This is a genomic window from Pseudomonas sp. yb_5, from assembly GCF_043103865.1.
GTDB classification, from domain to species: domain Bacteria; phylum Pseudomonadota; class Gammaproteobacteria; order Pseudomonadales; family Pseudomonadaceae; genus Aquipseudomonas; species Aquipseudomonas putida_Y.
Window position 1 is genome coordinate 12,633 of record NZ_JBICKE010000048.1, and the last position, 26,901, is coordinate 39,533.

At 60.2% G+C, this 26,901-nt stretch carries 19 protein-coding genes; 13 read left to right on the forward strand and 6 right to left on the reverse strand.

The features are described from left to right. Nucleotides 1-40: 40 nt before the first annotated feature. The 3 genes from ACF8GF_RS05965 (at nucleotide 41) to ACF8GF_RS05975 (ending at nucleotide 2,965) form a co-directional block, all read left to right on the forward strand. The gene (locus ACF8GF_RS05965) at nucleotides 41-997 is read left to right on the forward strand and encodes a glycosyltransferase (protein ID WP_176683108.1); all 957 of its coding nucleotides are present in this window, start codon (nucleotides 41-43) and stop codon (nucleotides 995-997) included. 65 nt (nucleotides 998-1,062) lie between these two features. Next, on the forward strand, nucleotides 1,063-1,836 hold the full coding sequence (locus tag ACF8GF_RS05970; protein ID WP_176683109.1) for a glycosyltransferase family 2 protein: 774 nt from the start codon (nucleotides 1,063-1,065) through the stop codon (nucleotides 1,834-1,836). A gap of 37 nt (nucleotides 1,837-1,873) precedes the next feature. Beyond that, nucleotides 1,874-2,965, forward strand: coding sequence for a glycosyltransferase (locus ACF8GF_RS05975; protein ID WP_176683110.1), 1,092 nt, complete (start codon nucleotides 1,874-1,876; stop codon nucleotides 2,963-2,965). Nucleotides 2,966-2,968: 3 nt separating this feature from the next. Here the strand turns inward: ACF8GF_RS05975 and ACF8GF_RS05980 are convergent, their stop codons facing one another. Then, nucleotides 2,969-3,574, reverse strand: a complete 606-nt coding sequence (locus ACF8GF_RS05980; RefSeq protein ID WP_176683111.1) for a toluene tolerance protein — start codon at nucleotides 3,572-3,574, stop codon at nucleotides 2,969-2,971. Nucleotides 3,575-3,674: 100 nt separating this feature from the next. Between ACF8GF_RS05980 and ACF8GF_RS05985 the strand changes: the two genes are divergently transcribed. The 3 genes from ACF8GF_RS05985 to hldE all read left to right on the forward strand — a co-directional run bounded on the left by ACF8GF_RS05985 (nucleotide 3,675) and on the right by hldE (nucleotide 8,226). Next, entirely contained in the window at nucleotides 3,675-4,850 is a 1,176-nt protein-coding gene (locus tag ACF8GF_RS05985) for an O-antigen ligase (RefSeq protein ID WP_176683112.1), read from the forward strand. Between the two features lie 15 nt (nucleotides 4,851-4,865). After that, the gene (gene msbA / locus ACF8GF_RS05990) at nucleotides 4,866-6,674 is read left to right on the forward strand and encodes a lipid A export permease/ATP-binding protein MsbA (RefSeq protein ID WP_084850259.1); all 1,809 of its coding nucleotides are present in this window, start codon (nucleotides 4,866-4,868) and stop codon (nucleotides 6,672-6,674) included. Between the two features lie 130 nt (nucleotides 6,675-6,804). After that, entirely contained in the window at nucleotides 6,805-8,226 is a 1,422-nt protein-coding gene (gene hldE, locus ACF8GF_RS05995; RefSeq protein ID WP_021783834.1) for a bifunctional D-glycero-beta-D-manno-heptose-7-phosphate kinase/D-glycero-beta-D-manno-heptose 1-phosphate adenylyltransferase HldE, read from the forward strand. An 81-nt stretch (nucleotides 8,227-8,307) separates the two neighbouring features. Here the strand turns inward: hldE and ACF8GF_RS06000 are convergent, their stop codons facing one another. The 4 genes from ACF8GF_RS06000 to ACF8GF_RS06015 form a co-directional block, all read right to left on the reverse strand. Continuing rightward, complete coding sequence (locus ACF8GF_RS06000; protein ID WP_209969682.1) at nucleotides 8,308-9,276, reverse strand: metal ABC transporter ATPase; 969 nt, start codon at nucleotides 9,274-9,276, stop codon at nucleotides 8,308-8,310. 58 nt (nucleotides 9,277-9,334) lie between these two features. Then, entirely contained in the window at nucleotides 9,335-10,147 is an 813-nt protein-coding gene (locus ACF8GF_RS06005) for an aldo/keto reductase (protein ID WP_084850260.1), read from the reverse strand. Continuing rightward, nucleotides 10,144-11,319, reverse strand: a complete 1,176-nt coding sequence (locus tag ACF8GF_RS06010; protein WP_176683115.1) for an FAD-binding oxidoreductase — start codon at nucleotides 11,317-11,319, stop codon at nucleotides 10,144-10,146. The genes ACF8GF_RS06005 and ACF8GF_RS06010 overlap by 4 nt, the downstream gene beginning before the upstream one ends. Nucleotides 11,320-11,407: 88 nt before the next feature. Further along, entirely contained in the window at nucleotides 11,408-11,740 is a 333-nt protein-coding gene (locus ACF8GF_RS06015) for a multidrug efflux SMR transporter (protein WP_176683116.1), read from the reverse strand. Between the two features lie 86 nt (nucleotides 11,741-11,826). Here ACF8GF_RS06015 and ACF8GF_RS06020 point away from each other — a divergent pair, with 86 nt between their 5' ends. The 7 genes from ACF8GF_RS06020 to ACF8GF_RS06050 all read left to right on the forward strand — a co-directional run bounded on the left by ACF8GF_RS06020 (nucleotide 11,827) and on the right by ACF8GF_RS06050 (nucleotide 25,260). Then, the gene (locus ACF8GF_RS06020; RefSeq protein ID WP_003249460.1) at nucleotides 11,827-12,717 is read left to right on the forward strand and encodes a LysR family transcriptional regulator; all 891 of its coding nucleotides are present in this window, start codon (nucleotides 11,827-11,829) and stop codon (nucleotides 12,715-12,717) included. Nucleotides 12,718-12,728: 11 nt separating this feature from the next. Further along, entirely contained in the window at nucleotides 12,729-14,000 is a 1,272-nt protein-coding gene (waaA, locus tag ACF8GF_RS06025; protein ID WP_392488223.1) for a lipid IV(A) 3-deoxy-D-manno-octulosonic acid transferase, read from the forward strand. A gap of 238 nt (nucleotides 14,001-14,238) precedes the next feature. Beyond that, nucleotides 14,239-16,383, forward strand: a complete 2,145-nt coding sequence (locus tag ACF8GF_RS06030) for a type I secretion system permease/ATPase (RefSeq protein ID WP_176683119.1) — start codon at nucleotides 14,239-14,241, stop codon at nucleotides 16,381-16,383. Beyond that, a complete protein-coding gene (locus tag ACF8GF_RS06035; protein WP_176683120.1) occupies nucleotides 16,380-17,798 on the forward strand; it encodes an HlyD family type I secretion periplasmic adaptor subunit in 1,419 nt (472 codons plus the stop codon). Before ACF8GF_RS06030 ends, ACF8GF_RS06035 begins: the two co-directional genes overlap by 4 nt. 244 nt (nucleotides 17,799-18,042) lie before the next feature. Continuing rightward, a complete protein-coding gene (locus tag ACF8GF_RS06040; protein ID WP_392488224.1) occupies nucleotides 18,043-18,849 on the forward strand; it encodes a hypothetical protein in 807 nt (268 codons plus the stop codon). A gap of 298 nt (nucleotides 18,850-19,147) precedes the next feature. After that, complete coding sequence (locus tag ACF8GF_RS06045; RefSeq protein WP_176683122.1) at nucleotides 19,148-19,828, forward strand: hypothetical protein; 681 nt, start codon at nucleotides 19,148-19,150, stop codon at nucleotides 19,826-19,828. A gap of 77 nt (nucleotides 19,829-19,905) precedes the next feature. Next, nucleotides 19,906-25,260, forward strand: coding sequence for a S8 family serine peptidase (locus ACF8GF_RS06050; RefSeq protein WP_392488225.1), 5,355 nt, complete (start codon nucleotides 19,906-19,908; stop codon nucleotides 25,258-25,260). Between the two features lie 128 nt (nucleotides 25,261-25,388). Here ACF8GF_RS06050 and ACF8GF_RS06055 read toward each other — a convergent pair whose 3' ends face one another. After that, a complete protein-coding gene (locus ACF8GF_RS06055) occupies nucleotides 25,389-26,822 on the reverse strand; it encodes a TolC family outer membrane protein (protein WP_021783855.1) in 1,434 nt (477 codons plus the stop codon). Between the last annotated feature and the right edge of the window lie 79 nt (nucleotides 26,823-26,901).

Consider the following 26,901-nt stretch of genomic DNA (forward strand, 5'->3'; position numbering starts at 1 on the left):
CATGGTTGACCGCGAAGGCGCAGAGCGCCCAAGGAAAGCAATGAAAGTCCTATTTCTGGTGCAGAAGGAACAGCGGGCCATTCTTGACCGCCTGTACGATGGCGTCGCGGCCAACTGCGAGTGCGACCTGCGCTGGCTGACCAGCCAGGATCAGCGCAACTTGCGCCGTTACTTCAAGCGTGAGGTGCAAGTCGAGCGCTATGACCGCATCGTGTTCTTCCTGCGTTTCAAGCAGGAGATCCGTCAGGTGGCCTTTATCCGCACTGTGCCGAACCTGGTGATTCTCGAGCACGACGCCTACCAGAACTACATCCCGTGCAAGTACACCGGCAAGTTCAGTGCTCATTACCGCCAGTTGCCATGGGCGCGGGTGATCAGCTCCGGCTACATGGTCAGCGAGCGCCTGCGCCAGGAAGGTTTTGACGCGGTGTTCGTGCCCAAGGGCTACGACGAGCAGTTGCTGACCGACCAAGGGCGTGAACGTGATATCGAACTGGCCTTTGTCGGCAGCGTCAACAGTGTGGCCTATAGCGGCCGCAAGGCACTGCTGGACGAGTTGGGGCAGGTCGAGAACCTGTTGGTAACCCGCACCAAGTCGGGCGAGGACTACTGCAACACGCTCAACCGTATTCGTTTCTTCGTCAGTGCCGATGTCGGGATGGGCGAATACATGATCAAGAACTTCGAAGCCATGGCCTGTGGCTGTGTGTTGCTGGCATACGACCAGGGCGAGGAAGAGAACCGTGCGCTGGGCCTGCAAGACATGCACAACGTGGTGTTCTATGACAACATCCCGACCCTTCAGGAGAAGCTCCGTCGTTTGCGCGCGGACCCCGAGCTAGCCCGGCAGATTGCAGAAAATGGCCGCCATCTGGCGGTTTCCCGTTTTAGTTTCGGCGCAGTTGGACGTAGCATCGTCGACCACATGCGCCCGGCGCTCAGGCCCCATCCGCCATTGTCTGCATGGCAGCGGCTGCGTCTGAAGCTGGGCATCTAAACAAGAGCTTTCACGCCCAGGAGCGGGTCGTTGAAGGCCGATAGTCGTAATGCGGAGGGAATCCGGTGCGCTTTTCAAATGAGAGTGATGTCACGCTCGTCGTGACCAGTTGTGGGCGGTTCGATCTGCTCAAAGACACCCTTGAGAGTTTCGATCGCTACAACACCGCGCCCATTCGCGAGGTATTCATCACCGAAGACTCTGGCGACGATGCTGTGCATGCCGCTGTACCGGGACACTGGAAGCCGCATTGCAAGGTTTTCGTCAATCGGCCCAAACTTGGCCAGTTGCCGTCTATCGACCTGGCCTACAGCCACGTCAAGACACCGTACATTTTTCACTGCGAAGACGACTGGCAATTCTACCGGCAAGGCTTTGTCGAAGACTCGCAGGCCATCCTGGATGTCAGCCCCAACCTGCTGCAAGTGTGGCTGCGCAGCCATGCCCACGACTTGGCTATCCACAGCCCGTACATCCACTTGGGCGATCGCCAGGTGATCGCCGGGGTGCCGTGTTATCCGCTGCTGTCCGACAAGGCCGAGTGGCAGGCGTTTTCGCTCAACCCAGGGCTGCGCCGATTGAGCGATTACCAGCGCTGTGCGCCATTTGCCGCCTATGCTGGAGAAAAGGCGCTTTCCCGTCGCTACGCTGAGTTAAATCTGACAGCGGTCACCTTGGAGGGTGATGCAGTATTGCACACTGGTTTTGGCAATCACGTGACCTTGCCCATTGAGGTGGAGCGTAAGGCCAAGCGTCGTCAACGTGATCGGATGAAGCTGGCATTGACGCTGTTAGCGGGTGCCTTGATCGGCATGGGAATCACCATTTTTGTTCAATGAAGTCGCTGTCCCACCTGACTTGAGCGGGAGAGGGCCCATGAACATCGTCAATATGATGTGGGCGGGTGGAACGCCGTACATGTCCATCCACAAGGTGCATCGGCAGGTCTTGTCGAACGCGGGTGCCGATGCCCGGATCAGTAACTGGCTGTTGCTGGGAAGCGGGCTCTGTTGTGGGCTCGGTTCGACCCGGGAATGGCATATGCCGTCACGTGCGCTCAAAGGGCGGCACTTGTGGCGCTTGCTGCGCCCGTGGCTGCGCATGCGCTTGCGCAAGGCACTGGCCGAGGCCGGGGCAGAAATCGTGCTGCTCGATGGTATTGGTGTCGCCCGGTTGGTGCTGCCGTTGTTACAGCGCATTCCGCACGTGCGTGCAAAGGTACTGTTCCATGGCAAGACGCGTCTGCATGCCAGCGATATCCGCTTGTTGCAGATGTTTCCGTCTGAGCGTCTGAGTATTGCAGCGGTATCACAGACCTTGGCCGAGTCGCTGGCGTGTGACCTGGGCAGGCCGGTGCAAACGCTGCGCATGGCGCTTGACCCGCTTGCATTCGTCGAGCCTTTGTTGAGCCGGGACCAGGCCAGGCAGGCGCTGCGGTTGCCTCAGGGTGCTGGAGTGATGCTGGGTGCGGTAGGGCGGTTGGTAGAGAGTAAAGGCTTCGAAATGCTGATTGGAGCATTCGCCAAGGCCAGTGCACGGCAGCCGGGCTTGCAGTTGGCGATCATTGGCGAGGGGCCGCAGCATGCCATGCTGCAGCAGCGTATCAACGCGCTGGGCCTGGCTGAGCGTGTTCATCTGCGCGGTCACCGCGAAGACCTGCAGCAGCTGTATCGGGCATTCGACTGGCTATTGGTGCCTTCGCGTTCCGAGGGTCTGGGGCTGGTGGTGCAAGAGGCGGTGATGGCCGATGTACCGGTGGTGTGCAGCGACCTGGAGGTGTTCCGCGAACAGCTGCGCGACACCGGTGGCTACCTGCCGGTTGCCGACGAAAGCGCCTGGGCTGAGGCGATCGAGCGCTGTACGGCGCTCAGTGCATCGATGATAGCCGCGAAGCAGCGCCAGGCACTGGCACCGGAGCAGGCCTGGCAGGCGTTCTGCAACGGCTCGCAGAGCCTGTTGCGCAGTTGACGCTCAGCGTGTCAGCAAGGCTGACTCGAAGGCGGCTAGGGGGAACCGATCGCCCAGGTTCTCCCGCTCGATATAGCGCACCATGTGCTGCACATTGCGTCGAATCATGCGGGCCGACAGTGGCGGGCGCAGAAAGCGCATGTCGGCCACGTCGATCAAGCCCAGATGCTGGTCGGGGGTGACCACCACATTGCCCAGGTGCAGCGAACGGAAGTAAACGCCGCTGCGGTGCAACTGACGGATCAGTTCGATCAGGCGTGGCAGGTAAATGTCCCAGCTGAAGCCGTCATCGCGCGACATCTGCAGCAGCGTCCGTCCTGGTAGTGGGCGATACAGCACCGCAGTGCGGCCTGGCAGGTCGAGCTTGTGCTGGCTGATCACTTCGAGGGTGGGGATGCCCAGTTGCGCCAGGCGCGCGGCGTTATCGACGAAGCGCTGCGAGTAAGGACGTAGCAGTGCAGACGAAATCAGCCGCTTCCTACGAAAAACCTTGAGGAAATTTCCATCTGTGAGCAGGTAGACTTTGGCGCCATGGCTGTCTGCCTCAAGCACCTGTGCGCCGAGTGTCAGCTGATCGAAGTCGACCTGGGTGAGCCGGGAGCATTGCATGAATAGAGCCTTGTCGTCTGGCGAGCAAAATGACCGGCAATAATGCCGAAAATAATGCTGTAGCACCATGGATGGTGTTTTTGATTCATCGGGGGAAAGGATGTTGTATCAAAAAAACTGGGCACAGGCCTGGTTAGGTTTGGGCCTGGTCTGGTTCCTGGCGGCGATTGCCCTGGCACCCAGCAACAAGGTTTATCAGCAAGGTCTGGTGTTGTTCTTGTGGCTGCCAACGCTGGTATTGGCCTGGTCAGCCCGAGGAGTGCTGGTGCAAGCCTGGAGGCGCCAACCGGCGCTGTGGGGGAGTGTGCTGCTCCTGCTGGCCTGGAGCGGCCTGAGCCTGGCATGGTCGCCCGCCGAGGAACCCGGACGCGAGCTCAAACGCTTGCTCTACATTCTGGTGTTCCTGCTGGCGTTTCCGCTGTTGGCCCAGTTTGGCCAGGCCCGCATTCGTCAGCTATTGCAGCTTGGTAGCGTGCTGCTCGCCATCGCTGCGTTGCTCTCCATCATCAATTTCTATGGGTTGCAGCGTACGCCGCTGCTGGTCAGGCTGGCGGGTATCGGCGAGATATCCCACCCTATCCTGGGGGCGTATGTCATTGGTTCGGCCGTACTCTTGATGCTCTACGAGCCACCTCGGCAACGTGGCTTGCAGTTGTTATGGCTGGCGGCACTGGCTTGCCTGGGGGCTTTCGCCATACTTAGCCAGAGCCGTGGCGCTATTCTGGCACTGGTGATTACCGTGGTGATGGCGCCGCTGTGGTTCCGTGACCGCCACAGCCGGGTGTTTTCTGTTCTGGCGCTGCTTGCCACCGGCCTGGCCTTTTTGGCCGTGTACGACCTTATCGCCCAGCGGGGCTCGTCCTTCCGGCCGGAAATTTTCCATGCCGTGGTCGAGATGATTGCCGCGCACCCTTGGGCTGGTCTTGGCCTGGGGGCTGATTACAAAGTGAGCGCCGTCGGCATGCACTTCGATCACACCCACAACATGTTCACCCATGTTGCCGTTGAAGTGGGCTTGCCCGGCATGTTGCTGTGGGTAATGGTATGGCTGTTCACGCTGGGCGAAATCGTGCGCGCACGCGGTACCCTGCTGGGCAAGGTTCTGCTGGGCTTCTGGGTGTACTCGACCCTGGCCATGCAGTTCGATGCCGCCAGCCTCACCGGTACGCCACGTGCCGAATGGTTCATCAGCTGGCTGCCGGTGGGCCTTGCCATGTTGCTGCCATGGGGGCGTGCCGAAAATGACGCCTGTGGTAAAATTGCCGGTTCAACCTGAACAGCGAGCTCGATAATGGCCGAAACACCGCGACCAGCGGAGCACACCTCCAGCCTGAAGATCTACTTCCGGCTGTTGAGCTATGTGAAACCCTATGTCGGCATTTTCCTGCTGAGCATTGTCGGTTTCGTGATCTTTGCCTCGACCCAGCCAATGCTGGCCGGCATTCTCAAGTACTTCGTCGATGGGCTGAGCAACCCCGAAGCGGTATTGTTCCCCAACGTCCCCTACCTGCGTGACCTGCAATTGCTGCAGGCGGTGCCGCTGCTGATCATCCTGATCGCTGCGTGGCAGGGCCTGGGCTCGTTCCTCGGCAACTACTTCCTGGCGAAGGTCTCTCTGAGCCTGGTGCATGACCTGCGGGTGGCTTTGTTCAACAAGCTGCTGGTGTTGCCCAACCGCTACTTCGACAACCACAACTCCGGGCACCTGATTTCGCGCATTACCTTCAATGTGACCATGGTCACCGGCGCCGCTACCGACGCCATCAAGGTAGTGATCCGCGAAGGCCTGACCGTGGTGTTCCTGTTTGCCTATCTGCTCTGGATGAACTGGCACCTGACCTTGGTGATGGTCGCCATCCTGCCGGTGATCGCGGTAATGGTCAGCATCGCCAGCAAGAAATTCCGCAAGCAGAGCAAGAAGATCCAGGTAGCCATGGGCGACGTCACCCACGTTGCCTCGGAAACCATCCAGGGGTACCGCGTGGTCCGTAGCTTCGGTGGCGAGGCTTATGAGGAGCGGCGATTCGACCAGGCCAGCCAGAGCAACACCGACAAGCAACTGCGCATGACCAAGACCGGCGCGCTGTACACACCGATGCTTCAGCTGGTGATCTATAGCGCCATGGCTGCGCTGATGTTCCTGGTACTGTTCCTGCGCGGGGATTCTACTGCCGGTGACCTGGTGGCTTATATCACCGCTGCCGGCCTGCTGCCCAAGCCTATTCGCCAGTTGTCGGAAGTCAGCTCGACCATCCAGAAGGGCCTGGCAGGTGCCGAGAGCATCTTCGAGCAACTGGACGAAGCACCCGAAGTGGACACCGGTACTGTCGAGAAGGAACGCGTGGAAGGGCGCCTGGAAGTGCGTAACCTGAGCTTCACTTACCCGGGTACCGAGCGTGAAGTGCTGAGCGACATCAGTTTTGTCGCCGAGCCCGGGCAGATGATCGCCCTGGTCGGCCGCTCTGGCAGTGGCAAGTCTACCCTGGCGGCCCTGATCCCGCGTTTCTATCACCACGACAAGGGGCAGATCCTGCTCGATGGCGTGGAGATCGAGAACTATCGCCTGCGCAACCTGCGCCGCCATGTTTCGCAGGTCACCCAGCATGTCACCCTGTTCAACGACACCGTGGCCAACAACATCGCCTATGGTGACCTGGCTGGCGCGCCGCGCGCAGACATCGAGGCCGCCGCGGCCGATGCCTATGCCAAGGAATTCGTCGACCGGCTGCCAAAGGGCTTCGATACTGAAGTGGGTGAGAACGGTGTACTGCTTTCTGGTGGCCAGCGCCAGCGCCTGGCTATTGCCCGTGCGCTGCTTAAAAACGCGCCGTTGCTGATCCTCGACGAAGCCACTTCGGCGTTGGATACCGAGTCCGAGCGGCATATCCAGGCCGCTCTGGACCATGTGATGCAAGGCCGTACCACGTTGGTGATTGCTCATCGCCTGTCGACCATCGAGAAGGCCGACCAGATCCTGGTCATGGACCAGGGCCGCCTGGTCGAGCGCGGTACTCACGCCGAGCTGCTTGCGGCTAATGGCCATTATGCCCGCCTGCATGCCATGGGGCTGGATGAGCCGGCCAAGGCCGATATCACCTGAACCCTCCTTGATCGGGGCCGTCATGGCCCCGATTGTCACGGGAATTTTCCAGGGATGATCTGGCCATAAAGCCATTGACTACCCTGTGCTAATATCCTGCCCCTGTTCATTATTTCCATATGGGTTGCCCATGAAGTTGTCCATGCCGCGTTTCGATCAAGCCCCGGTACTGGTGGTCGGCGATGTCATGCTCGACCGCTACTGGCATGGCGGTACTTCGCGTATTTCGCCCGAAGCGCCAGTCCCGGTGGTCAAGGTCGATCAGATCGAGGATCGCCCCGGCGGTGCGGCCAACGTTGCCTTGAACATTGCTGCGCTGGGCGCGCCGGCTTCGCTGATCGGTGTTACCGGCCAGGATGAAGCTGCCGACAGCCTGGCCAACAGTCTGCAGGCTGCCGGTGTCCGTTCGGTATTCCAGCGCATCGCGCACCAGCCGACTATCGTCAAGCTGCGGGTCATGAGCCGTCACCAGCAACTGCTGCGTATCGATTTCGAAGAGCCGTTCGCCACCGACCCGCTGTCGCTGGGCGCGGAGGTCGATGGCCTGCTCGAAGGCGTCAAGGTGCTGGTGCTGTCCGACTACGGCAAAGGTGCATTGAAGAATCACCAAGACCTGATCCAGGCGGCGCGCGCCAAGCGTATTCCGGTGCTGGCCGACCCCAAGGGCAAGGACTTTTCCATCTACCGTGGCGCCAGCCTGATTACCCCGAACCTCAGCGAGTTTGAGACCATCGTTGGCCGTTGCGTCGATGAGGCCGAGCTGGTCGCCAAGGGCTTGCAGTTGCTGCAGGACCTGGATCTGGGCGCCTTGCTGGTCACCCGCGGTGAGCATGGCATGACCCTGTTGCGTGTTGGTCAGCCGGCGTTGCACCTGCCAGCGCGGGCACGCGAAGTGTTCGATGTGACCGGTGCCGGCGATACTGTTATTTCCACCCTTGCCGCGGCCATTGCTGCGGGTGAGGACCTGCCCCATGCGGTGGCCCTGGCCAATCTGGCGGCGGGCATCGTGGTCGGCAAGCTGGGTACGGCTGCCATCAGCGCCCCTGAACTGCGCCGGGCCATCCAGCGTGAGGAAGGCTCCGAGCGCGGCGTGCTCGGCCTTGAGCAACTGCTGCTGGCCATTGATGACGCGCGGGCGCACAACGAGAAGATCGTCTTTACCAATGGCTGCTTCGACATCCTGCATGCCGGGCATGTCACCTACCTGGAGCAGGCGCGTGCCCAGGGTGATCGCCTGATCGTTGCGGTAAACGACGATGCCTCGGTAAGCCGCCTGAAGGGGCCGGGCCGGCCGATCAACAGCGTTGACCGGCGTATGGCCGTGCTGGCCGGTCTGGGCGCGGTGGACTGGGTGATCAGTTTCCCGGAAGGCACCCCGGAAAACCTGCTGAGCCAGGTCAAGCCGGATGTGCTGGTGAAGGGTGGCGACTATGGCATCGACCAGGTGGTGGGCGCTGATATCGTCAAGGGTTATGGCGGCACCGTGAAGGTGCTGGGGCTGGTCGAGAACAGCTCGACCACGGCGATTGTCGAGAAAATTCGCAAGAATTGATCTGACCTTGGGGCCGCTGCGGCGGCCCTCTGCAGGGGCGGGGTTACCCGCTCCAGCAAGCAGGTGTAAGTTCCCGGGACGTCACTTGTTCAGCGAGGTCCGCGCCCGCTCCAGCAGCGCTCGCGCCTTGTCGCCAAACCGTTGCAAGTGCGACGCCCGTGCGGGCTTGCTTTCCACCAAACCCTGCTGCTTCACCCAATCCTTCCAGCGTACCCGTTCATCTGCCACCACCCAGCCTTCCTGCCGGGCAAAACTTTCTGCCAGGTACAGCCCACGCGTACTCGCCGGCACCAGTTCATCCTTTTTCAGCGTGTACAGCTCTGCCAGTGGCTGGCCGTCCTTCAATGGCATCAGGTACAGGTCGGGCCGTTTGCGGTTGAGTCGCGCCACCAGTTGGTCGCCCTCCAGCCGCTCGTCAACGTGGAACAAGCTGAGTTTCTTGGCGTCCCGGGGCACTTGCAGGCGCATGTCATAGATCAGCTGTAGCGAAGCGGTGGGCAGGTGCACATAGGCCCGTGGGCGCTCCAGTAGCATCAGCTTGCCGCAATGCACCGGGCGTGCGGCACCGGACTGAGGTGCCAGCACGAAGTGGGGTGTTTCGCGGTAGTGCAGGGCGGCGGCGTAGGGTACGGGCAGCCAGGTGTCGTTGAAGCGCCCGCCCAGCCAACCTTCCGGGGTTTCCAGCAGACACTCCTCGGCCACTTCCTGTACAGCCGTGTGCAGCGGCAGGTTCAGCTCCTGTGCCGGTACATAACCGGAAATCAGTTTCAGCACCACATCGCCACGGTCTTGGCGGCGCTGGCGCACCAGTACCCAGTAATCGCGGTTCTGCCAATGCAGCGTGAGGCGCACTGACACGCCCAGGTTGGCCAGTTCGACCACGAAATGTTGCGCGTCGGGTAACTGGATGGCCTTGCGCCGTTGCTGGGTCTGGGCAAAGTTCAGCGGCATGCCGATGCTTTGGTAGATCAAGCCTTCGGGCGTGGCCTCGACATGCAGTGGCAGTGTCTTGAAGTTGCTCGGGTTCTTGCGGATCAGCGTTCGCGCCACGAGGCTCCTCCTTGCGTCGGGTCCGTCTCCAGGCCCTGAGTCGGAGGCCTGAGGTAACTCAATGCTGGCCCAGGATGCGGGCGACGGTGGCCACGTTGTGGGCCAGGTGCAGCGGGTTGATGGTGCCGACAATAGCACTGCTGACGCCCGGGTGGGCGAACAGCAGCTCGAAGCTGGCCTGCACCGGGTCGACGCCCGGGGCCAGACAGATGTGCCCGCTCGCCAAGGCCTTCTTTACCAGGATGGCCTTGCCGTGTTCGGCAGCGTAGTCCAGCACCGGGCGTTCTGCCTGTTCATTTAGGTTGTAGGTGACCATGGCGCAGTCGCCTTGCTCCAGCGCCTTCAGGCCGCCGGCGACGGTCTTGCCGGACAGCCCGAAACCGAGGATCTTGCCCTCCTGCTTGAGTTCGGCCAAGGTCTGGTAAACCTCCTGCTGTTCGAGGATGGCCAGGTCGTTGCCATCGGAATGCACCAGCACCAGTTCGATGCGGTCGGTTTCGAGCCGGCGCAGGCTGCGCTCCACCGAGCGGCGGGTGTGGGCGGCGCTGAAGTCAAAATGCGACAGGCCCTCCTCGAACTCTTCACCGACCTTGCTGACGATTACCCATTCATCACGTTGGCCGCGCAGCAGCGGGCCCAGGCGTTCTTCGCTGTGGCCATAGGCCGGGGCGGTGTCGATCAGGTTGATGCCAAGCTCGCGGGCCTGGGCCAGTAACAGGCGGGCGTCTTCATCGCCGGGGATCGTGAAGCCCGTGGGGTACTTCACGCCCTGATCGCGGCCCAGCTTGACCGTGCCGAGGCCCAGTGGCGAGACCTTGAGGCCGGTGCTGCCCAGCGGGCGATGGAATTCGTGCAGGGTTGGCAGGCTCATGGCAGCAGTTGCTCCCAGGCCGGTACGCCCAGCGGAGGGCGTGGCAGGTCGGTCAGGTCGGCCTGTGCTTGTGGACGAATGCCGTCGCGCTCCAGGTGGCTGATCACCCGGTCGCTGAAGTCCGGTGCCAGTGCCAGCTTGGTCGGCCAGCCCACCAGCAGACGCTGCTGGTCGGCAAGGAAGGCGTTGTCCGGGCGTACCAGGCCAGATTGTGCCGGCTCAGCGCGGTCGACGCGCAGTGTGGCCCAGCGCACCAGGCTCTGGTCGACCCATGGCAGCAGGCTGGCGATTTCCTTCTGCGCTGCAGCAATCTGCGCTGCAGGCTCGCGCGCCACGCCATCGGCTTCGGCCAGGTCCCCACCGAGGTACCAGACCCACTGGCCATCGGCTGCCGGATGGGTGGTCACCGTTACCCGCGGCTTGGGCCCGCCGCCGAGGCAGTGGGCGTACAAAGGTTTGAGGTTCGGGCCCTTGGCCATGACCATGTGCAGCGGGCGGGTTTGCATGGCCGGCTGATCCAGGCCCAGCGCCTGCAGCAAGCCTTCGGTGCCGGCTCCGGCGCTCAACACGATGCGCTGGGCACGGATTTCCCGGTCGTCCACACGCAGGCCGACCAACGCATCAGCTTCACGCAAGGGTTCGATGCGTTCACCTGCCAGCAAGGACTCGCCGGCCAGCTCGGCCAGGTTGGCCAGCAGGCTCGGGACATCGACCACCAGTTCCGCCAGGCGGTACACCTTGCCCTTGAACGCGCGGTCCTGCAGTGCCGGTGGCAACTGGTCACCCTTGACCTGGTCGACCCGACCGCGCACGGCTTTGCTGGCGAAGAAGCTTGTGAGGTTGCCGGCCAAGGTGCCCGGCGACCACAGGTAGTGGGCATCGGAGAGCAGGCGGGTACGCCCGAGGTCGAGTTCGCCGTTGCCGGCCAAGGCTTCGCGCCAGCGGCGCGGCATGTCGGCGATGGCTTCCGAGGCGCCGGTCAGGGCGCCGTGCAGGGCGTATTTGGTGCCGCCGTGGATGATGCCCTGCGACTTGATGGTCTGCTCGCCGCCAAGGCTGGCGCGCTCCACCAGCACTGTCGAGTAGCCCAGGCGGCGCAGGCGGGCATTGAGCCAGAGGCCTGCGACCCCGGCGCCGACGATCAGCACGTCAGTGGAAATGGCAGATGGCATGGCGGTACCTCGAAGACTGGGACAGCTGGCAAGTATACAGGCTATACCTGTGAGGGCCCTATCGTCGGCGAGCCCCGCACACCGGCTCTCAATGCCCAGCGGTCTTCGAAAACAGCTGAATCACCACCACGCCACCCACGATCATGGCCATGCCAAGCATCGCCGGCATATCCAGCTTCTGCCCATAGATCACCAGCGCCGCCACACTGATCAGCACAATCCCCAGCCCCGACCAGATGGCATAGGCAATCCCCACAGGAATGCTGCGTACCACCAGCGTCAGCATCCAGAACGCAATGCCATAGCCAACCACCATCAGCAGCAGTGGCAACGGCGTGCTCAGGCCTTTAACCGCCTTCATCGAGGCGGTAGCGACGACTTCGGCGCAGATGGCAATGGCGAGGTAGGTATAGGCATTCATGGCGGGATCCTCCGTTACTGAGCGGGCATTCTAGACGTTGCCTGGATGGGGTAAAGTCATTACCTATCAATGTGGGAGATAGGTTGATGGCCGAGCAGTGGAACCTTGAACAATTGCGTACCTTTCTGCGCGTTGCAGAACTGCGCTCGTTCTCCGCGGTGGCACGTGAGCAGCACAAAGCCCAGTCGGCGATCAGCAGCGCCATCGCGCTGCTCGAAACAGACCTAGGGGTCACCCTGTTCGAGCGCAGCAGCGGCCGGCAACCGAAATTGACTGAAAACGGCAGCGCCTTGCTGGAAGACGCCCGCGAATTGTTACGCCAGTGCGAACGCCTGGATGGCCGCGCCCTGGCCCTGATGCGCGGGCAGGAGGCCTTACTGCGGGTCGCTCAGGACGAAGCCATGCCATATCAGCCGGTGATCGACAGCCTTGACGAACTGGCTAGCCGCTACCCGTTCCTGGAGGTGCAACTGGCCAGCGGAGCCCAGGGCGATGTGGCGCGCAAGCTGGTGGAGCGCCGCGCCGATCTGGGCCTGTTCTTCCTCCACGAAAGCATCCCGGCTTCCTTGGAACGCCGTGCCTTGGGCAGCGTGGAGATGGTCACGGTGTGCGCGGTCGGCCACCCGCTGGCGGGCGAAGGCCGGGTTACCCGGCAACAATTGGCCCGCCACCGGCAGTTGCTGATCACGCCACAACAAAGCGGTTACCCCGGCGGCGAAGCGATCAGCCCGCAGGTCTGGCGTGCCGACAGCTTCTACGCCATGGCCGAACTACTGATGCGCGGCCTGGGCTGGGCCTGGTTACCCCGGCATGTGGTGCAGTACCCGACCTACCAGGCGCACATGGTCGAACTTGACAGCGACTGGCGGCCGCCGGCCTTGGTGGCAGAGCTGGCCTGGCGCCGCGATGAACCTCTGGGCCCGGCTGCGCAGTGGCTGGCCGAGCGCTTTGCAGTGCACCTTCGCGCGATCGGGTAGACTTAGCCGCCATGAACAGAACTCTCTATACCTTGCTGTTTCACCTGGGCCTGCCGCTGGTTGCGCTGCGCCTGTACCTGCGCGCGCGCAAGGCGCCGGCCTATGGCCAGCGTATCGGCGAGCGCTTCGCTTTCAAGCTGCCGGCCATGCGCCAGGGTGGTATCTGGGTGCATGCGGTATCGGTGGGCGAGAGCATTGCGGCCGCACCCATGGTGCGTGCCTTGCTCAAGGCTTACCCGGAGCTGCCGATCACACTGACCTGCATGACCCCTACCGGCTCCGAGCGCATTCGCGCCTTGTTCGCCAACGAACCACGCGTGCAGCATTGCTACCTGCCCTACGACCTGCCTTGGGCGGCGGGGCGTTTTCTCGATCATGTGCAGCCTAAGCTGGGCATCATCATGGAAACCGAGCTTTGGCCCAACCACATTCACCAGTGTGCCAGGCGCGGCATTCCGGTGGCGCTGGCCAATGCGCGCTTGTCCGAGCGCTCGGCCCGTGGCTATGGGCGCTTTGCCAGGCTGACCCGGCCGATGCTGGCCGAGATGAGCCTGATCGCCGTGCAGACCGAAACCGAGGCCCAGCGCTTCCGTGACCTGGGTGCACGCCCTGAGCGCGTGCAAGTCACCGGCTCGATCAAGTTCGACCTGAAGATCGACGAACAGCTGCTGCCGCGCGCCAGGGCATTGCGTGAACAGTGGGGGGGCGGCCAGCGTCCTGTGTGGATCGCCGCCAGCACCCACGAAGGTGAAGATGCCTTGATCCTGCAGGCGCATCGGCAGTTGTTGCAGGTGCATGGCGATGCCTTGCTGATCCTGGTACCGCGCCATCCCGAGCGCTTCAATGCAGTGCATGCGCTGTGCAGCGAGCAGTTCACCACCGTGCGCCGCTCTACCGGCACGCTGGTCGATGCGCAAACGCAGGTATTGCTGGGCGACACCATGGGCGAACTGCTGTTCCTGTATGCCCTGGCCGACATTGCCTTCGTCGGTGGCAGCCTGGTGCCGACCGGTGGGCACAATCCGTTGGAGCCTGCGGCGCTGGCCTTGCCGGTGCTCATGGGGCCGCACGTGTTCAACTTCCTCGAAATCAGCGCGATGCTGCGCGAGGCGGGTGCGTTGCAGCAGGTGGATGATGCTGACGGGCTGGCCGGCGCGGTGCGCCGTCTGGTGGAACTGCCGCAGGACGCCCAGCGCATGGGCGAGGCGGGCAAGGCGGTGATGCGGGCCAATCAGGGGGCTTTGCAGCGATTGCTCGAGGGTCTGGGGGCCTTGATCCGCTGATAACCGACATATCCACTCAAAGACCCGGTCTAGAGTGGGTATGTCTGATTCTGGTTATTTATTCCTACGGCGTAAGTTATAACTTCCTACACTGGATTTCTCGCCGTTAGGAAACTTCCTACGAATAGACTTTAAAAGTCAGAAGTGTCACACGCTTGCGTCGGAAGCTTGTAGGACGTTTGTCCTATTGCTTCGGGCTAGTATCGCCTCATGTCCGGTTTTCATAAGAGGTGGCGTGATGGCTGATTTATCTGATGGCAATGCCAACACTATTGAAAGTGGGCTGGTGTGTCTTATCACGCTGGCGCGTTACCATGGTGTTGCCGTCTCTGCCGAGCAGTTGCAGCACGATCATGCAGCAGCGGGTGAGCGGTTCTCTACCGGCACACTACTTCGGGCATTTCAGCAACTTGGCCTCAAGGCCAGACACCGCAGCGTCGATCCGGCCCGGCTGCAGCATACGCCTTTGCCCGCTATTGCAGTGGATACGCGTGGTGAGTACTTCATCATCGCGCGCGTGGAGGGCGAGCAGGTTCTGGTGCAGGACCCGCACTCCCGCGCGCCGCAAGCGCTGACCCTCGCGGAACTGGTGGTGCGCTGGTCGGGAGAACTCATTCTGGTTCGCTCCGATGCCCAGTTGCCCCTAGGGCTGTCGCGCTTCGACTTTACCTGGTTCATTCCTGCTCTGGTGAAGTACAGGCGGCTATTGGGCGAAGTGCTCGTGGTTTCCCTGGTCATTCAGATACTGGCTTTGCTGACGCCTTTGTTCTTTCAGGTGGTAATGGACAAAGTCCTGGTGCATCGCGGTTTGACCACGCTGGATGTTATCGCCTTGGGTTTATTGGTCGTCGTTCTGTTTGAAACATTGCTGAGTGGGTTGCGTACCTATGTGGCAGCTCATACAGCGTCAAGAATCGATGTCGAACTGGGTGCAAAACTGTTCAGGCATTTGATCGATCTTCCAACCGCCTATTTTCACGCCAGGCGAGTCGGTGACTCGGTTGCCCGAGTGCGAGAACTGGAGAACATCAGAAGTTTCCTGACCAACAACAGCATCACGCTAGTGCTGGATGTGCTGTTCTCGGTGGTCTTCATCGCTGTCATGTTCCTCTATAGCGGATGGTTGACGCTGGTCGTCGTTGGCTCGCTGCCTTTCTACTTTCTCGTATCCCTGGTCGTTACTCCGCTACTGCGGGCGTTGATTGATCAAAGCTTCCAACGCGGCGCCGAGAACCAGGCTTTTTTGGTCGAGGCGGTCAACGGCATCGACACACTGAAGTCGATGGCCGTGGAACCTCAGGTGACCCGGCGCTGGAATGATCAGTTGGCCGCTTATGTATCTGCCAGTTTCAAGACCCAGAACCTTTCCAGTCTGGCCAATGAAAGCGTCGGCCTGATCGGCAAGCTGGTCACGGTAGCCACCTTGTGGCTGGGGGCCCGGCTGGTCATCGAAGGCGCACTCACGGTGGGCGAGCTGATCGCCTTCAACATGCTCGCAGGGCGCGTGTCGCAGCCCATCATCCGCCTGGCCCAACTCTGGACCAGCTTCCAGCAGACAGGGGTATCGATTCAACGCCTGGGTGACATTCTCAACACCCGTACCGAGGTCAACCAAGGCAAGGGCACGGTGCTGCCCACACTTGTCGGGCAGATCGAACTCGATCGTGTGTGTTTTCGCTATCGGCCGGACGGGGGCGAAGTGGTGCGCGATGTCAGCCTGAAGATCGCCGCCGGAGAAGTGATAGGCGTTGTAGGTCGCTCGGGGTCAGGCAAGAGCACGCTGACACGCTTGATTCAGCGGCTGTACTCACCTGAGCGGGGGCGGGTATTGCTCGACGGTGCTGACCTGGCGGTAGCCGATGTGGCGTCACTGCGTCGGCAGATCGGCGTGGTGTTGCAGGACAACGTGCTTTTTCGGCGCACCGTGCGCGAGAACATTGCCCTCGGCAACCCAGCAGCACCGCTTGAAGAAGTGATCGCCGCAGCGACGCTGGCGGGTGCTCACGAGTTCATCCTCGAATTACCGGATGGCTACGAAACCCTGATTGGTGAGCACGGCGCCAGCCTGTCGGGTGGGCAGCGACAGCGCATAGCCATCGCCCGAGCGCTGTTCGGCAACCCACGCATCCTCATTTTCGACGAAGCCACCAGTGCGCTGGACTATGAGTCCGAACGGATCATCCAGCAAAACATGGTGCGGATTTGCGCGCAGCGCACGGTCATCATCATTGCCCATCGGCTTTCGGCAGTACGTCATGCCGACCGCATCGTGGTCATGGAGCGTGGGCAGATCATCGAGCAAGGGACTCATGATGAGCTGCTGGGTTATCCACAGGGCACCTATGCCTACCTGCATCAACTGCAGCTCGGGGCCGCCGTATGAGTGTGGCGTTCAAGGACCTTGCCGAGCGCTACCGGGATGCGTGGAGGACGGCATGGCGAAAGCGCCGGAGCATGGACGGCCCCGTACGTGAAGCCGACGAACTGGCCTTTTTACCTGCGGCACTGTCCTTGCAGGAAACGCCAGTGCATCCCTTGCCGCGCTACCTGCAGTGGAGCCTGCTGATGTTCATCGGGCTGGCGCTTGCCTGGGCTTGCATCGGTGAGATCGATGTCATCGCCAGTGCCGAAGGCAAGATCGTGCCCAGTGGCAGGAGCAAGTTGATACAGGCCAGCGAGGTCGCGGTGGTGCAGTCGATCCACGTCGTCGATGGCCAGCCGGTGCGCAAAGGCGATGTGCTGGTCGAACTGGAAGGGCAGTTGACCGAGGCTGATATCAAGCGCCTGGGCAGCGAACTGCTGGCTGCACAGATCGATCAGGCCCGCGCCAGCACACTGCTGAGTGCGCTGGACGGCGATGTGGCACCTGCCTCCCTGGCACCATTGATACCGCAGGCCACGGCCGCGCAGCAGGCAGGCGCGCAGCGCTGGCTGGAGGGGCAATACCTGGAGTTGCAGGCCACGCTGGAACAGGCCGATGCCGAAATCGGTCAACGCGCTGCCGAAATCCGTTCCGCCCAGGGCCGGGCTGACGCGCTCCGGCAACTGTTGGTGATCACCCGCCAACTGACGGCGGATTACAAGCTGTTGTTCAGCGAATCGGCCGTGGCCAAGCACACCTACCTGGAAAAGGAGCAGGCCCGCCTGGAGCAGGAACGCGAACTGGCACTCCAGCGCTCGCGCATCGACGAACTGAACGCTGCACGGCTTGCTGCTCAGCACCGCCGTAGCGGTGCCATTGCCCAACTGCGCAGAGCCATGCTCGACCTTCACGGTGAGGCGCAACGGCGCATTGCAACCCTTGAGCAGGAGTTGAACAAGGCCGAGCAGCGGCATCGCCTCAAGGTACTGACATCCCCCGTTGACGGCACCGTCCAGCAGTTGGCGATCCATACACAGGGCGGGGTGGTTACACCCGCGCAGACACTGATGGTCATTGTGCCGACGGGCGAGCCGGTGGAAGTGGAAGTGAAAGTCGAGAACAAAGATATCGGCTTTGTTTTTCCGGGTCAGCACGTGGAAGTGAAGATCGAGACATTCACCTTTACTAGGTATGGCGTTGTACCGGGGGTGGTGGAGAGTATTTCCGATGATGCCATTGAGGATGACCGGCACGGTCTTTTGTATAGCGCTCGAATCAAGTTGGCCAAGGAAGCTTTGCGCGTAGGGGATAATGACTTGCCGTTGACGGCAGGCATGGCTGTGCGTGCAGAAGTGATTGTGGATAGGCGCAGGGTTATCAGTTTCTTCTTGAGTCCCCTGCAGCGGCATGCAAAGGAAAGTCTGAAGGAGCGATGAATGAAATATAAAAATGCGTGCATTGTATATAGAGCGGCTTGGAGCTTAATGCGGATCTGTAGTGCCAATAATATTGGCTGGCATGGCGAGTTGCTGTGCTGTCGGTCTCGGTGGTTCAGATGCGTTTGGGGCTGGGAGCAGCATTTCCGTGTTGTGCGAAAGAAATTTTGGAGAAGTTCATGCATTGTCTGAAGCGAAGTTTGCTTAGTGGCTGATATGGGCAGACTGGCTCTAGGGAGGGGTGATGATTGGTTGCAGGTATATCTTTCTCTTTGTGAAGGTGCTGTTCGGAAAGCTAATTGCGCTGTGTAGAAGATTTGGTTTGGTGCTGTGGGGTTTTAGCAAATTGTTGTTGTTGCTAAGTGTGGCGTGGTTGTTGGTCGCCATTGTTGTTACCCCGACTTGGGCGCCGAAGAAGCTGACGACCCCTAATCCAATGGTGTGTGGAAAGGTCTCGGGTGTTGTTTATGAGCTCCCTAGGAAGTATGTGATCTATTGGTCTGGGGATGAGGGCAAGAGTTCTTGGGAGCCGGTATTTATAAATATCAAAAAAGGCTGTGGTGCAAACTTGGCGTCACTCTATATGGCAATGAGTTGGCCGGAGATGCAGCCCGTCTCTTACGGTGAGGCGACGTCTTTTCGCTTTGATGGGATATCGGTCGCAATTGGGCCTTGGCTGCATGGGGAAGCAGGGTTGAGAAAACAGCTCCAGCATTATCTTCGTGAAACACCCGCGGCTCTAGTTAAGGCTAGCAAGCTGAACGAAGATCTCGGACTAAATTTTCTCGAGGGTGTTGATAGTGAATTTCCTAATCGGCGCAAGGGCTTTTTCTGGCTGGAGGCCAAGGGACGCATGCAATACATCGGTTATTGCAACTGGGTGGAACCCAAGGCCAATTACTCGCGTTGCTATTTGAGGTTTTTGATACCCGGAGGGGATGCAATTGTTAATGTGGAATTTTTATGGGAGAGGCTTGGGGAGTGGCATAACATTGCTTTGGCAGTGGGTGAGTTTTTCATGAATGCTGCGAGGTATCGGGTCGATAAATAATCAGGATGGAAATGTCCGATGTGGAAGAGGCGCGTCAGGCTTAGCGTGATAAGAGGGCAGGCTCTTGTGAGTGTTGATTTTTTGCGGGGTGAGTTGAGGTGTGTGGTTAATAGAATTGAAGAATTGCAAGGCGAGGTGTAAGGCAAGGAGAAGGGAAATGATCAAAGTTAGATTCTGCCCTCTTTTGGTTGCATGTCCGAGAAAGCTGAAGGAGCGCTAAGTCATTATGAGAAAAATACCATGTTTGTTTTTCCTATGGGCTTGGAATTTTTTGAGGCTTTGCTCCGCTGTACTCTTGTTGACTCCCGTGCTGGTGATGATAGTTGTGGCTTGGAAAAGCGAACCTTGGAAGCCAGGGGAGGTAACGTTTGATCCTTTCGTGTGCGGCAGAATTTCAGGGGAAGTGTACAAGTTCTCTAGGTTGTACTTTCCATTTTGGCCAGAATATGAGGGAAAAAGCTCTTTTGATCCTGGCTTTATTTATAACAAAAAAGGCTGTGACGCAAACCTGGTATCTGTATTTTTGTCAATGACCTGGCCAGAGCTCGAGCCGGCGGATGACAGTCTAGTGTTCCGGCAGGGCTTGGAGCATGAGGGGCTGTTGGTCGCAGTGGGCCCGATAACTGCAAGAGAGGGGGATTTACGGCGTCAACTCGATTTTCTTTTGCGGAAAAGCCCAGCAGAAACAATAACGCTTGCTGAGTACGATGAGTCAAGCAGCCTCTATCGTGTAGAGGCGCGTGACACGATTTTTGAAAATCACAAGAAGCTTATCTATTGGCAGGGTGAGCTCGATGACTTGGCTGCTGTGGGGTATTGCAGCTGGCGCCCGAAAGTGCCGAATTACTATTCGTGCGGAATGACATTTGTAGTGTTTGGAGACGTACTCGTCAAGGTGATAATGCGCCCTGATAAGTTAGTGCGGTGGTTGGAAGTGAGGCGCTCAGTGGTCGATTTTTTAATCAATAGCAGAAGATGAGGTGGCAAATGTCGGGGTTGACAAAAGAAGATATAGCGGTTGCGCGTAAAATTTTTGAGTCCAAAGGTGTTGGGGATATGTATGACTATATGGCTATGAAGGGGGATCGATATGCCGTGCTTGCCAATGGCGTTGCTAAAGGCAACTCCATAGCAGGGTTGGCTGCTATAAATTTCATGAAACGAACTGAGGCAGATGCCGGGCGCCCCATGAGCGAGGCAGATGTTGAAGAAGTAAGATTGGAAATGGGGAAAGCTTATTTGGAGCTTCAAGAGCGCAGGGTGATGGATGGTACGTTAGATGGTGATCCAAATCATATGGAGGTTTGGGATTTCCATAGTGACGTATTTAAAAGCTTGGGTAGGTCGAAAGATGCCTGGACTTTGAACTCTGTGTTTGAGTTAACCGATCCGGAGTATCGCGAGTCATATTGGAAAAAGGTACTGGATGCGGCGGGAAGCCCGGGTAGTGAGTTTTGGTTGTCCATTCAGACTGATAGTAGAATGGCTAATAGCACTGTAGTGGCTCCGGATGATATGCGTGGCATGGCCAAGTACTGGAAATCTCGTATTGATTCGCCGACCGCCATTGCATCTTTTCTTTATTCAATAGGAGAAGTTGCGGGAAATGGCTTGGCCAGTGTGATCTCCGAACTCGTAGATTCTGAGAATCCAGGGGCTATAGATCCATCCTTGAACATCGAAATCACCCCCACAACCGAATCCCGCCGCGACCTCCAAGGCCAGGACGATATCCGCAATGACGTCTCCAACGGCTACGTCGATCGTCGCCTGACCCACAGTATCGCATTCACCGACAGCACCCTCGACAACACCGACTTCACCTCCGCTCAGTTGGGCAGTTTGGCCACCGGTGGTGTTCGCCCCGGCGAGCTCCAGATCGACCCCAACGTGCGACCCAATCAGCACCTGGCTCAGTTCTATCGTGATGGCAATGAACAACCGGATTTCAGCCTGCGCAATGCCGTGGTACTCAACGGGTTGGCAGCAATGACTACGGTGAACACGTTTGTCGACCCGCTCTTGCTCGACCTCAGCGGCAAGGGCGTTGGTCTGACGGGTATCGAGGAAGGCGTACTGTTCGATATCGATAACAGTGGTTCACTGCGCCGCACCGGCTGGGCAGACCGGCTGACCGGCATGCTGGTGCATGACAACGGTACCGGCCAGGTGAGCAACGTCAGCCAGCTGTTCTCCGAATACTACGGCGGCAAGGCAGGCAGCGATGGCAGCTCTGGTGAAACGCCGTTCAAGGATGGCTTCGCCGCCCTGGCAAGTGTTGACGCCAACGCCGATGGCGTCATCAACGTTGAAGACGCCGTCTGGGCGCAATTGAAGGTGTGGGTCGATGGCAACCACGACGGGCGTGCCGATGCCGGTGAGCTGAGGGCATTGCAGGAGCATGGCATTAGCCAGATCAAGCTCGGCCAGGTCGAGCCGGTAGGAGAGGTGCGTCAGGGTAACGAGGTCATTTCCCGAGGCGCTTTCACTGTTAATGGTGAGGACCGGGAAGTACTGGCGGTGAGGTTTCTCGCCGATACCGTCGGTAATCGGATCGAGGCCCAGGAGGGTGGCACTCTACTGACTTCGTCAAGCGGGCCCACTTCCCGAAGGGCCTACATCAGCCAGAGTGCTCAAGGCAGCACGCTGGACGCCGCAGCGCTCGGCGTACAGACGCTGTACGGCAGCGCGGGCGATGATGTCTTGACCGCGGCCCCAGAGGGCAGTTGGCTGGTTGGTGGCGGTGGCAGCAACACCTATCACGGCGGGGCGGGCGACGATGTATTCGTGATCAGTGCCAGCGACGATTGGGCGAACATGCAGGGCAATGGTGGGCGCGACACGGCACTGATCGTGGGGGAGCATGGCGTTGGGCTGAACATGGCCAAGGCCGGGCTGACCATTGCGCAAGGCGGGCGGGGTAAGGACATCATCGCCAGCGGCGGTCAACGCGGAGTTTTCATCAAGGGCGGCTCGGGCGACAGCTTGCTGATTGGCGGTGGCGGCAACGATGTGCTGGTTGGCGGTACGGGCCGTAACGACATCATTGGTGGTACCGGCAAGTCGGTGATCTATGCGGGCCCCAAGGGGGATCGCATCCGGGCCTCGGCGGGCGGAAGTATCATTTACGCCGGTGGTGGCGCTGATCAGATTACGGGCGGTGCTGCCGATGACGTGATCGAGGCCGGACGCGGCGATGCCACGATCGACGGAGGCGCGGGCACCAACCTGGTCAGTTTGCATGGTGCTCACGACGAGTACCTGATCACACGTACCGAATCGGGCCACCTGATCACCGACACCGTGGCGGGACGAGATGGCCGTCTGAGTTTGAGCAACATCCAGAAACTCAGCTTCGCCGACATTGCTGCCGTCGATCTTCTCGGCGGGGGCGCCATGCCAATCGGCGACAGGCTCTCGCCTGAGCAACTGGCTACATTCGCCACCACTGATACGGCGCTAATAGTCCCTGCAACGGCGCTGCTGGGCAATGATCAGCCACTTGGCAGCAGCGGGCCATTGCGCATCGCCTCAGTCAGCGCTGGCAAGGGTGCAACAGTGCGGCTGAACGAGCAGGGTGATGTGGAGGTCACGCCGTTACCAGGCCATGACGGTGATGTCAGTTTCCGCTACGACTTGGTCGATGCTGCCGGCAACGCGTCCATGAGTGTGACCGAGGTGGGCAGTGCTGCATCAGCACCCTTGCGGGCAACGGTAACGTTGCGCCATGAACAATCCCCCGCTGACCCGCTGTCGGGGCGGCAGTGGTATCTGGACGAGATCAATGTCGCGCCGGTATGGCGTGACTTCACGGGCAAGGGGGTGAGGATAGGGCAGTTCGAGCCGGGAGGGGAGTTTGCCGTGGCGCCGGAAATCTTCGACATCGGGCACCCCGATCTCAAGCCGAATATCGATCCCATCTGGCTGCAAACCCAACGCACCAATGGCACGCTGCCCGCTCTGGCGTCCAATCATGCCACTCAAGTGGCTGGGGTCATGGTTGGCGCGCGCAATGATCAAGGAGGGATCGGCATCGCATATGAGGCGAAGATCGGCGGGCACTACCTGGCCAACAAAGGCGATGACCTGACCAATCTGGGGCAAATGGTCAACTACGACATAGCCAACAACAGTTGGGGTTTCAAAACGGACTTCGGGCTCACAAATGTTCCAGAAGGAAAAGTCGATACTGCTCTGGCGCTGGCATTCAGCACTACGCTTGCCGCCACCAACGGCCGTGGCGGGCTAGGCACCATCGTCGTTGCCTCTGGTGGCAACCAGCGCCATAAAGGCGGTAATGCACAGGGCTCGCTGACCAACAACAACCGCCACGCCATTGAAGTGGCGGCCATCAATGCAAAGGCAGACCTCTCGGTGCTGCAAGCTGCCACGGCACCCTTTTCCAATCCAGGTTCCAGCTTGCTGGTCGCTGCACCGGGGAGCCATGTTTTATCCAGTGGCGTCAGCCTTGAAGCGGAGCGCGGTGCGTCGGTCGGCAGCGCCTACAGCACGACTCAGGGCACCAGCTTCGCCGCGCCGATCGTCTCAGGCGTGGTGGCGTTGATGTTGCAGGCCAACCCGGGGTTGGGTTACCGGGATGTTCAGCAGATCCTCGCACTGTCTGCGCGCAAAGTGGATGACGCATCAACCCAATGGGCTTACAACGCAGGGCGCAATTGGAATGGCGGTGGCATGCACGCCAGCCACGACTATGGCTTTGGCATGATCGACGCCCGCGCCGCGGTGCGCCTTGCCGAGTCCTGGGGGAGCCGGGCGACCAAGGCCAATGAACGGCTGCTGACAGCCAGCAGTGAACCAGTGGCTCAACAGGTTGCGGCGGGGCAGGTTGCGACTTTGTCTTTGACCCTGCCGGCTGATTTGCTGGTGGAGCATGTGGAGGTCGATGTCCACTCGATGGTCGGCCGCCTTGGCGACATGACGCTCACGCTGGTGTCGCCTGGCGGCACGCGCAGCGTACTGCTCGATCGCACAGGCAAGGCGCCGGGCTCGGGTGATGACGATCTGGGCGATTCGCGTTCAGGGGCGTTCAAATATGGGTTCATGTCGACCCATCATCGCGCAGAGCGCTCGGCTGGGGAGTGGAAGCTTGAGGTGCGTAATGCTGTTGCTGGCTTACCGCTAACGCTTGATCGCTGGACGCTGCGCCTCGTCGGCAGCCCCGGCACCACCGATGATGTCTATTACTTCACCGACGACTACGCGAACCTGGTGGCAGAAAACCCAGGGCGCGCGAAGCTTGACGATGCCATCAGCGGCACCGCTGGCGGGCGCAATACGTTGAACGCGGCTGCAGTAAGTCGCAGTATCTCGGTGGATCTGGCCAGCGGCAGCGCCAGTATTGCCGGTGCGGCGCTCACCATAGCCCCTGGTTCGGTGCAAAACCTTATCAGTGGTGATGGCGACGATACCTTGATTGCCGGGACCGCCGGGGCATTACTGGATGGTGGCCGTGGGTACAATCTCCTCAAGGGGGGTGAGGGTACCGACCGCTTTGTCATCCACAGGCGTGCAGGCGGTAATGATGTACTCAAGCAGTTCGAGACTTCGCGTGAGGTGATCGACCTGGTCGGCTTTGGTGGTTCAGGGTTTGCTGACTTGCAGATGCAACAGGACGGCAATTCGACTGTGCTCGACCTTGGCAGTGGGCAGAAGCTGACGCTTGCGGACACTACGATTGCCGAACTGCGGTCAGCGAACTTCCGTTTCCTTGACGCTTTCACCGCTGCACCAGGTTATTTCGAGGGCAGCCCTGAAGAGCAGACGACCCCGCCTGTCAGCGCGAATGTTCTGCTTACCGGTGGTGCAGGTGGCGTGTCGCTTGCCAGTGACGCCTCCGGGCAGTTGGTGGCTTCGTTGGCAGGCACGATATATTCCCCGCCGACGGTTGCGCCCAGCGTGTTTCTGGTGACAAAACAAGAAGGTGTGAGCGATTACAAGAACACCCTTCGGGGGTTCCGACACGGTATCGACAAGATTGACCTGACCCAGGTAGGCATCAGTCGCTTCGAGGATCTGCACGTCAGCAAAGTCCAGCGCTTCAAACTCAATGACTTTGCGCAGATCCACGGTGTAGCCGTTGATACCCAGGCAGTGCCGGGGCAGGAAGGTATTGTGAAGATGCTGTACCTGGATGCGCTCGAAGTTGCGCAGGTGACAGCGGAGGACTTTATCTTTGCGCAGCCGGCAATGGTCACATCTGAAGCGGTTGCCGTGCCAGAGGTTTCAGCCCTTTCCGCAGGGGCGTCGCTGTTTGCTGTCGAGCACTCGCTACCGAACCTGGGGAATCTTGTTGATGCAATGGCTGCGTTCGCCCCTGAACCTGCGGGGCCTGCGCTAATTGGTGATATGTCGGTTCAACGCATCGACTCGACGATTGCCGTAGCCGCCTAGGCGTTGTCGTTCAGGGCTGGAGATTTTGGAGGCCTATCTCCAGCGAGCCAGCTCCCACAGGTGCATCATGCCTTCAGGCCTGGCACCGTGTGGGAGCGGGCAAGCCCGCGAAGAGTCCAGGCCCTATCTCAAGGCCTGCGCTCGAAGTTCTTGGCCGCTGCTGCCGCCAGGTCCGGCGGCAGGAAGTCCTTGTCCGGGTTGTAGTCAGGTTTCAGGTAGCGCTTCAGGTCCTGCAGGTCTTGCGGGCTCAGGGTGCCGGCTGCCTGCTTCAGGCTCAGGTTGTCGAGGATGTAGTCGTAACGGCTATTGTTGTAGTCGCGCACCGAGGTGTACAGCTGGCGCTGGGCATCAAGCACGTCGACGATGTTGCGGGTACCGACCTGGTAGCCGATTTCGGTGGCTTCCAGCGCGCTCTGGTTGGAAATGATCGACTGCTTGCGCGCCTGCACCTGTTCCACATCGGTGTTCACTGCGCGGTGCAGGTTGCGGGTGTTTTCCACGACCTGGCGGCGCAGGCTTTCACGCTGTTGCTCGCTCTGGCTCAGGCGCTGGTAAGCCTCGCGTACCTGCGAGCTGGTCAGGCCGCCGCTGTAGATCGGTATGTTCAGTTGCAGGCCAACGCTGGTCTGCTCGACATCGCCGCTGTAGCGCACCCCCAGTTGCGATGGGTTGGTGAAGCCAAGGCTGTCGTTGTCACCCTTCTGGTACTTGGCCACGGCGTCCAGGGTCGGTGCATGCCCGGCCTTGCGCTGACGCAGGGTCTCTTCTGCGGCAGAAACCGCGTAGTTGGTGGCCAGCAGGTTGAGGTTCTGGCGCCCGGCGGTTTCGACCCAGGCCTTGGCATCGTTGGGCGTTGGCACTTGTACCGGCAGGCTATGCACCACGCCCTGGATAGAGGTGTACTCACGGTTGGTCAGGGTCACCAAGGCCTCGAAGGCATCCTGCACCTGGCGTTCGGCGATGATCCGGTTGGCGCGTGCAGTGTCATAACTGGCTTGGGATTGCAGCACGTCGGTCTTGTCCGAAAGGCCCACGTCGAAACGCTCGTTGGACTGATCCAACTGGCGCTTGAAGGCAGCTTCTTCTGCCTTGGTGGCGGCCAGGTTGTCCTGGGCACGGAGGACGGCGAAGTAGTTTTGCGCGGTTTGCAGGATCAGGTTTTGCTCGGTCGCCGACAGCTCCAGGGCTGCCTGTTCGTTGACTGCTTCGGCGGCTTGCAGCTGGAACCAGCGATCTGCGCGGAAGATCGGTTGAGCCAGGGTCGCGCTCCAGGAGTTGCCGCTGCGATTGGACGTCATGGACGGCTCGTCCAGCTTGGTGCGGGTGTTCATCATCTCGGCACCGGCCGACAGGTTTGGCAGCAACCCGGCGCGGGCCTGCGGCACCACTTCGCGGCGCGCACCGTAATCGGCGCGTGCGGCAGCCAGGTCGGCGTTGTTGTCCACTGCCTCCTGGTAGACGCTGACCAGATCGGTCTTGACTGTCGAGGGCACGTCCGCTGCCCAGACCACTCCGTTGGACGCACAAGACACGGCTATCGCCAGTGAGAGTTTGCGCAGCATAGAGGCAATCCTTGTACGAAATTTAATTACTGAACTGTTGAGTATCGAGCGATGGGCCAGTGTAGTGCCATGCGCACCC

Excerpts from the sequence above, each read along its gene's own strand:
- ACF8GF_RS05965 (WP_176683108.1), top strand. The coding sequence starts at position 41 with ATGAAAGTCCTATTTCTGGTGCAGAAGGAACAGCGGGCCATTCTTGAC.
- ACF8GF_RS05975 (WP_176683110.1), top strand. The coding sequence starts at position 1,874 with ATGAACATCGTCAATATGATGTGGGCGGGTGGAACGCCGTACATGTCC.
- ACF8GF_RS05980 (WP_176683111.1), bottom strand. The coding sequence starts at position 3,574 with ATGCAATGCTCCCGGCTCACCCAGGTCGACTTCGATCAGCTGACACTC.
- ACF8GF_RS05985 (WP_176683112.1), top strand. The coding sequence starts at position 3,675 with ATGTTGTATCAAAAAAACTGGGCACAGGCCTGGTTAGGTTTGGGCCTG.
- msbA (WP_084850259.1), top strand. The coding sequence starts at position 4,866 with ATGGCCGAAACACCGCGACCAGCGGAGCACACCTCCAGCCTGAAGATC.
- hldE (WP_021783834.1), top strand. The coding sequence starts at position 6,805 with ATGAAGTTGTCCATGCCGCGTTTCGATCAAGCCCCGGTACTGGTGGTC.
- ACF8GF_RS06005 (WP_084850260.1), bottom strand. The coding sequence starts at position 10,147 with ATGAGCCTGCCAACCCTGCACGAATTCCATCGCCCGCTGGGCAGCACC.
- ACF8GF_RS06010 (WP_176683115.1), bottom strand. The coding sequence starts at position 11,319 with ATGCCATCTGCCATTTCCACTGACGTGCTGATCGTCGGCGCCGGGGTC.
- ACF8GF_RS06015 (WP_176683116.1), bottom strand. The coding sequence starts at position 11,740 with ATGAATGCCTATACCTACCTCGCCATTGCCATCTGCGCCGAAGTCGTC.
- ACF8GF_RS06020 (WP_003249460.1), top strand. The coding sequence starts at position 11,827 with ATGGCCGAGCAGTGGAACCTTGAACAATTGCGTACCTTTCTGCGCGTT.
- waaA (WP_392488223.1), top strand. The coding sequence starts at position 12,729 with ATGAACAGAACTCTCTATACCTTGCTGTTTCACCTGGGCCTGCCGCTG.
- ACF8GF_RS06030 (WP_176683119.1), top strand. The coding sequence starts at position 14,239 with ATGGCTGATTTATCTGATGGCAATGCCAACACTATTGAAAGTGGGCTG.
- ACF8GF_RS06035 (WP_176683120.1), top strand. The coding sequence starts at position 16,380 with ATGAGTGTGGCGTTCAAGGACCTTGCCGAGCGCTACCGGGATGCGTGG.
- ACF8GF_RS06040 (WP_392488224.1), top strand. The coding sequence starts at position 18,043 with ATGATTGGTTGCAGGTATATCTTTCTCTTTGTGAAGGTGCTGTTCGGA.
- ACF8GF_RS06050 (WP_392488225.1), top strand. The coding sequence starts at position 19,906 with ATGTATGACTATATGGCTATGAAGGGGGATCGATATGCCGTGCTTGCC.
- ACF8GF_RS06055 (WP_021783855.1), bottom strand. The coding sequence starts at position 26,822 with ATGCTGCGCAAACTCTCACTGGCGATAGCCGTGTCTTGTGCGTCCAAC.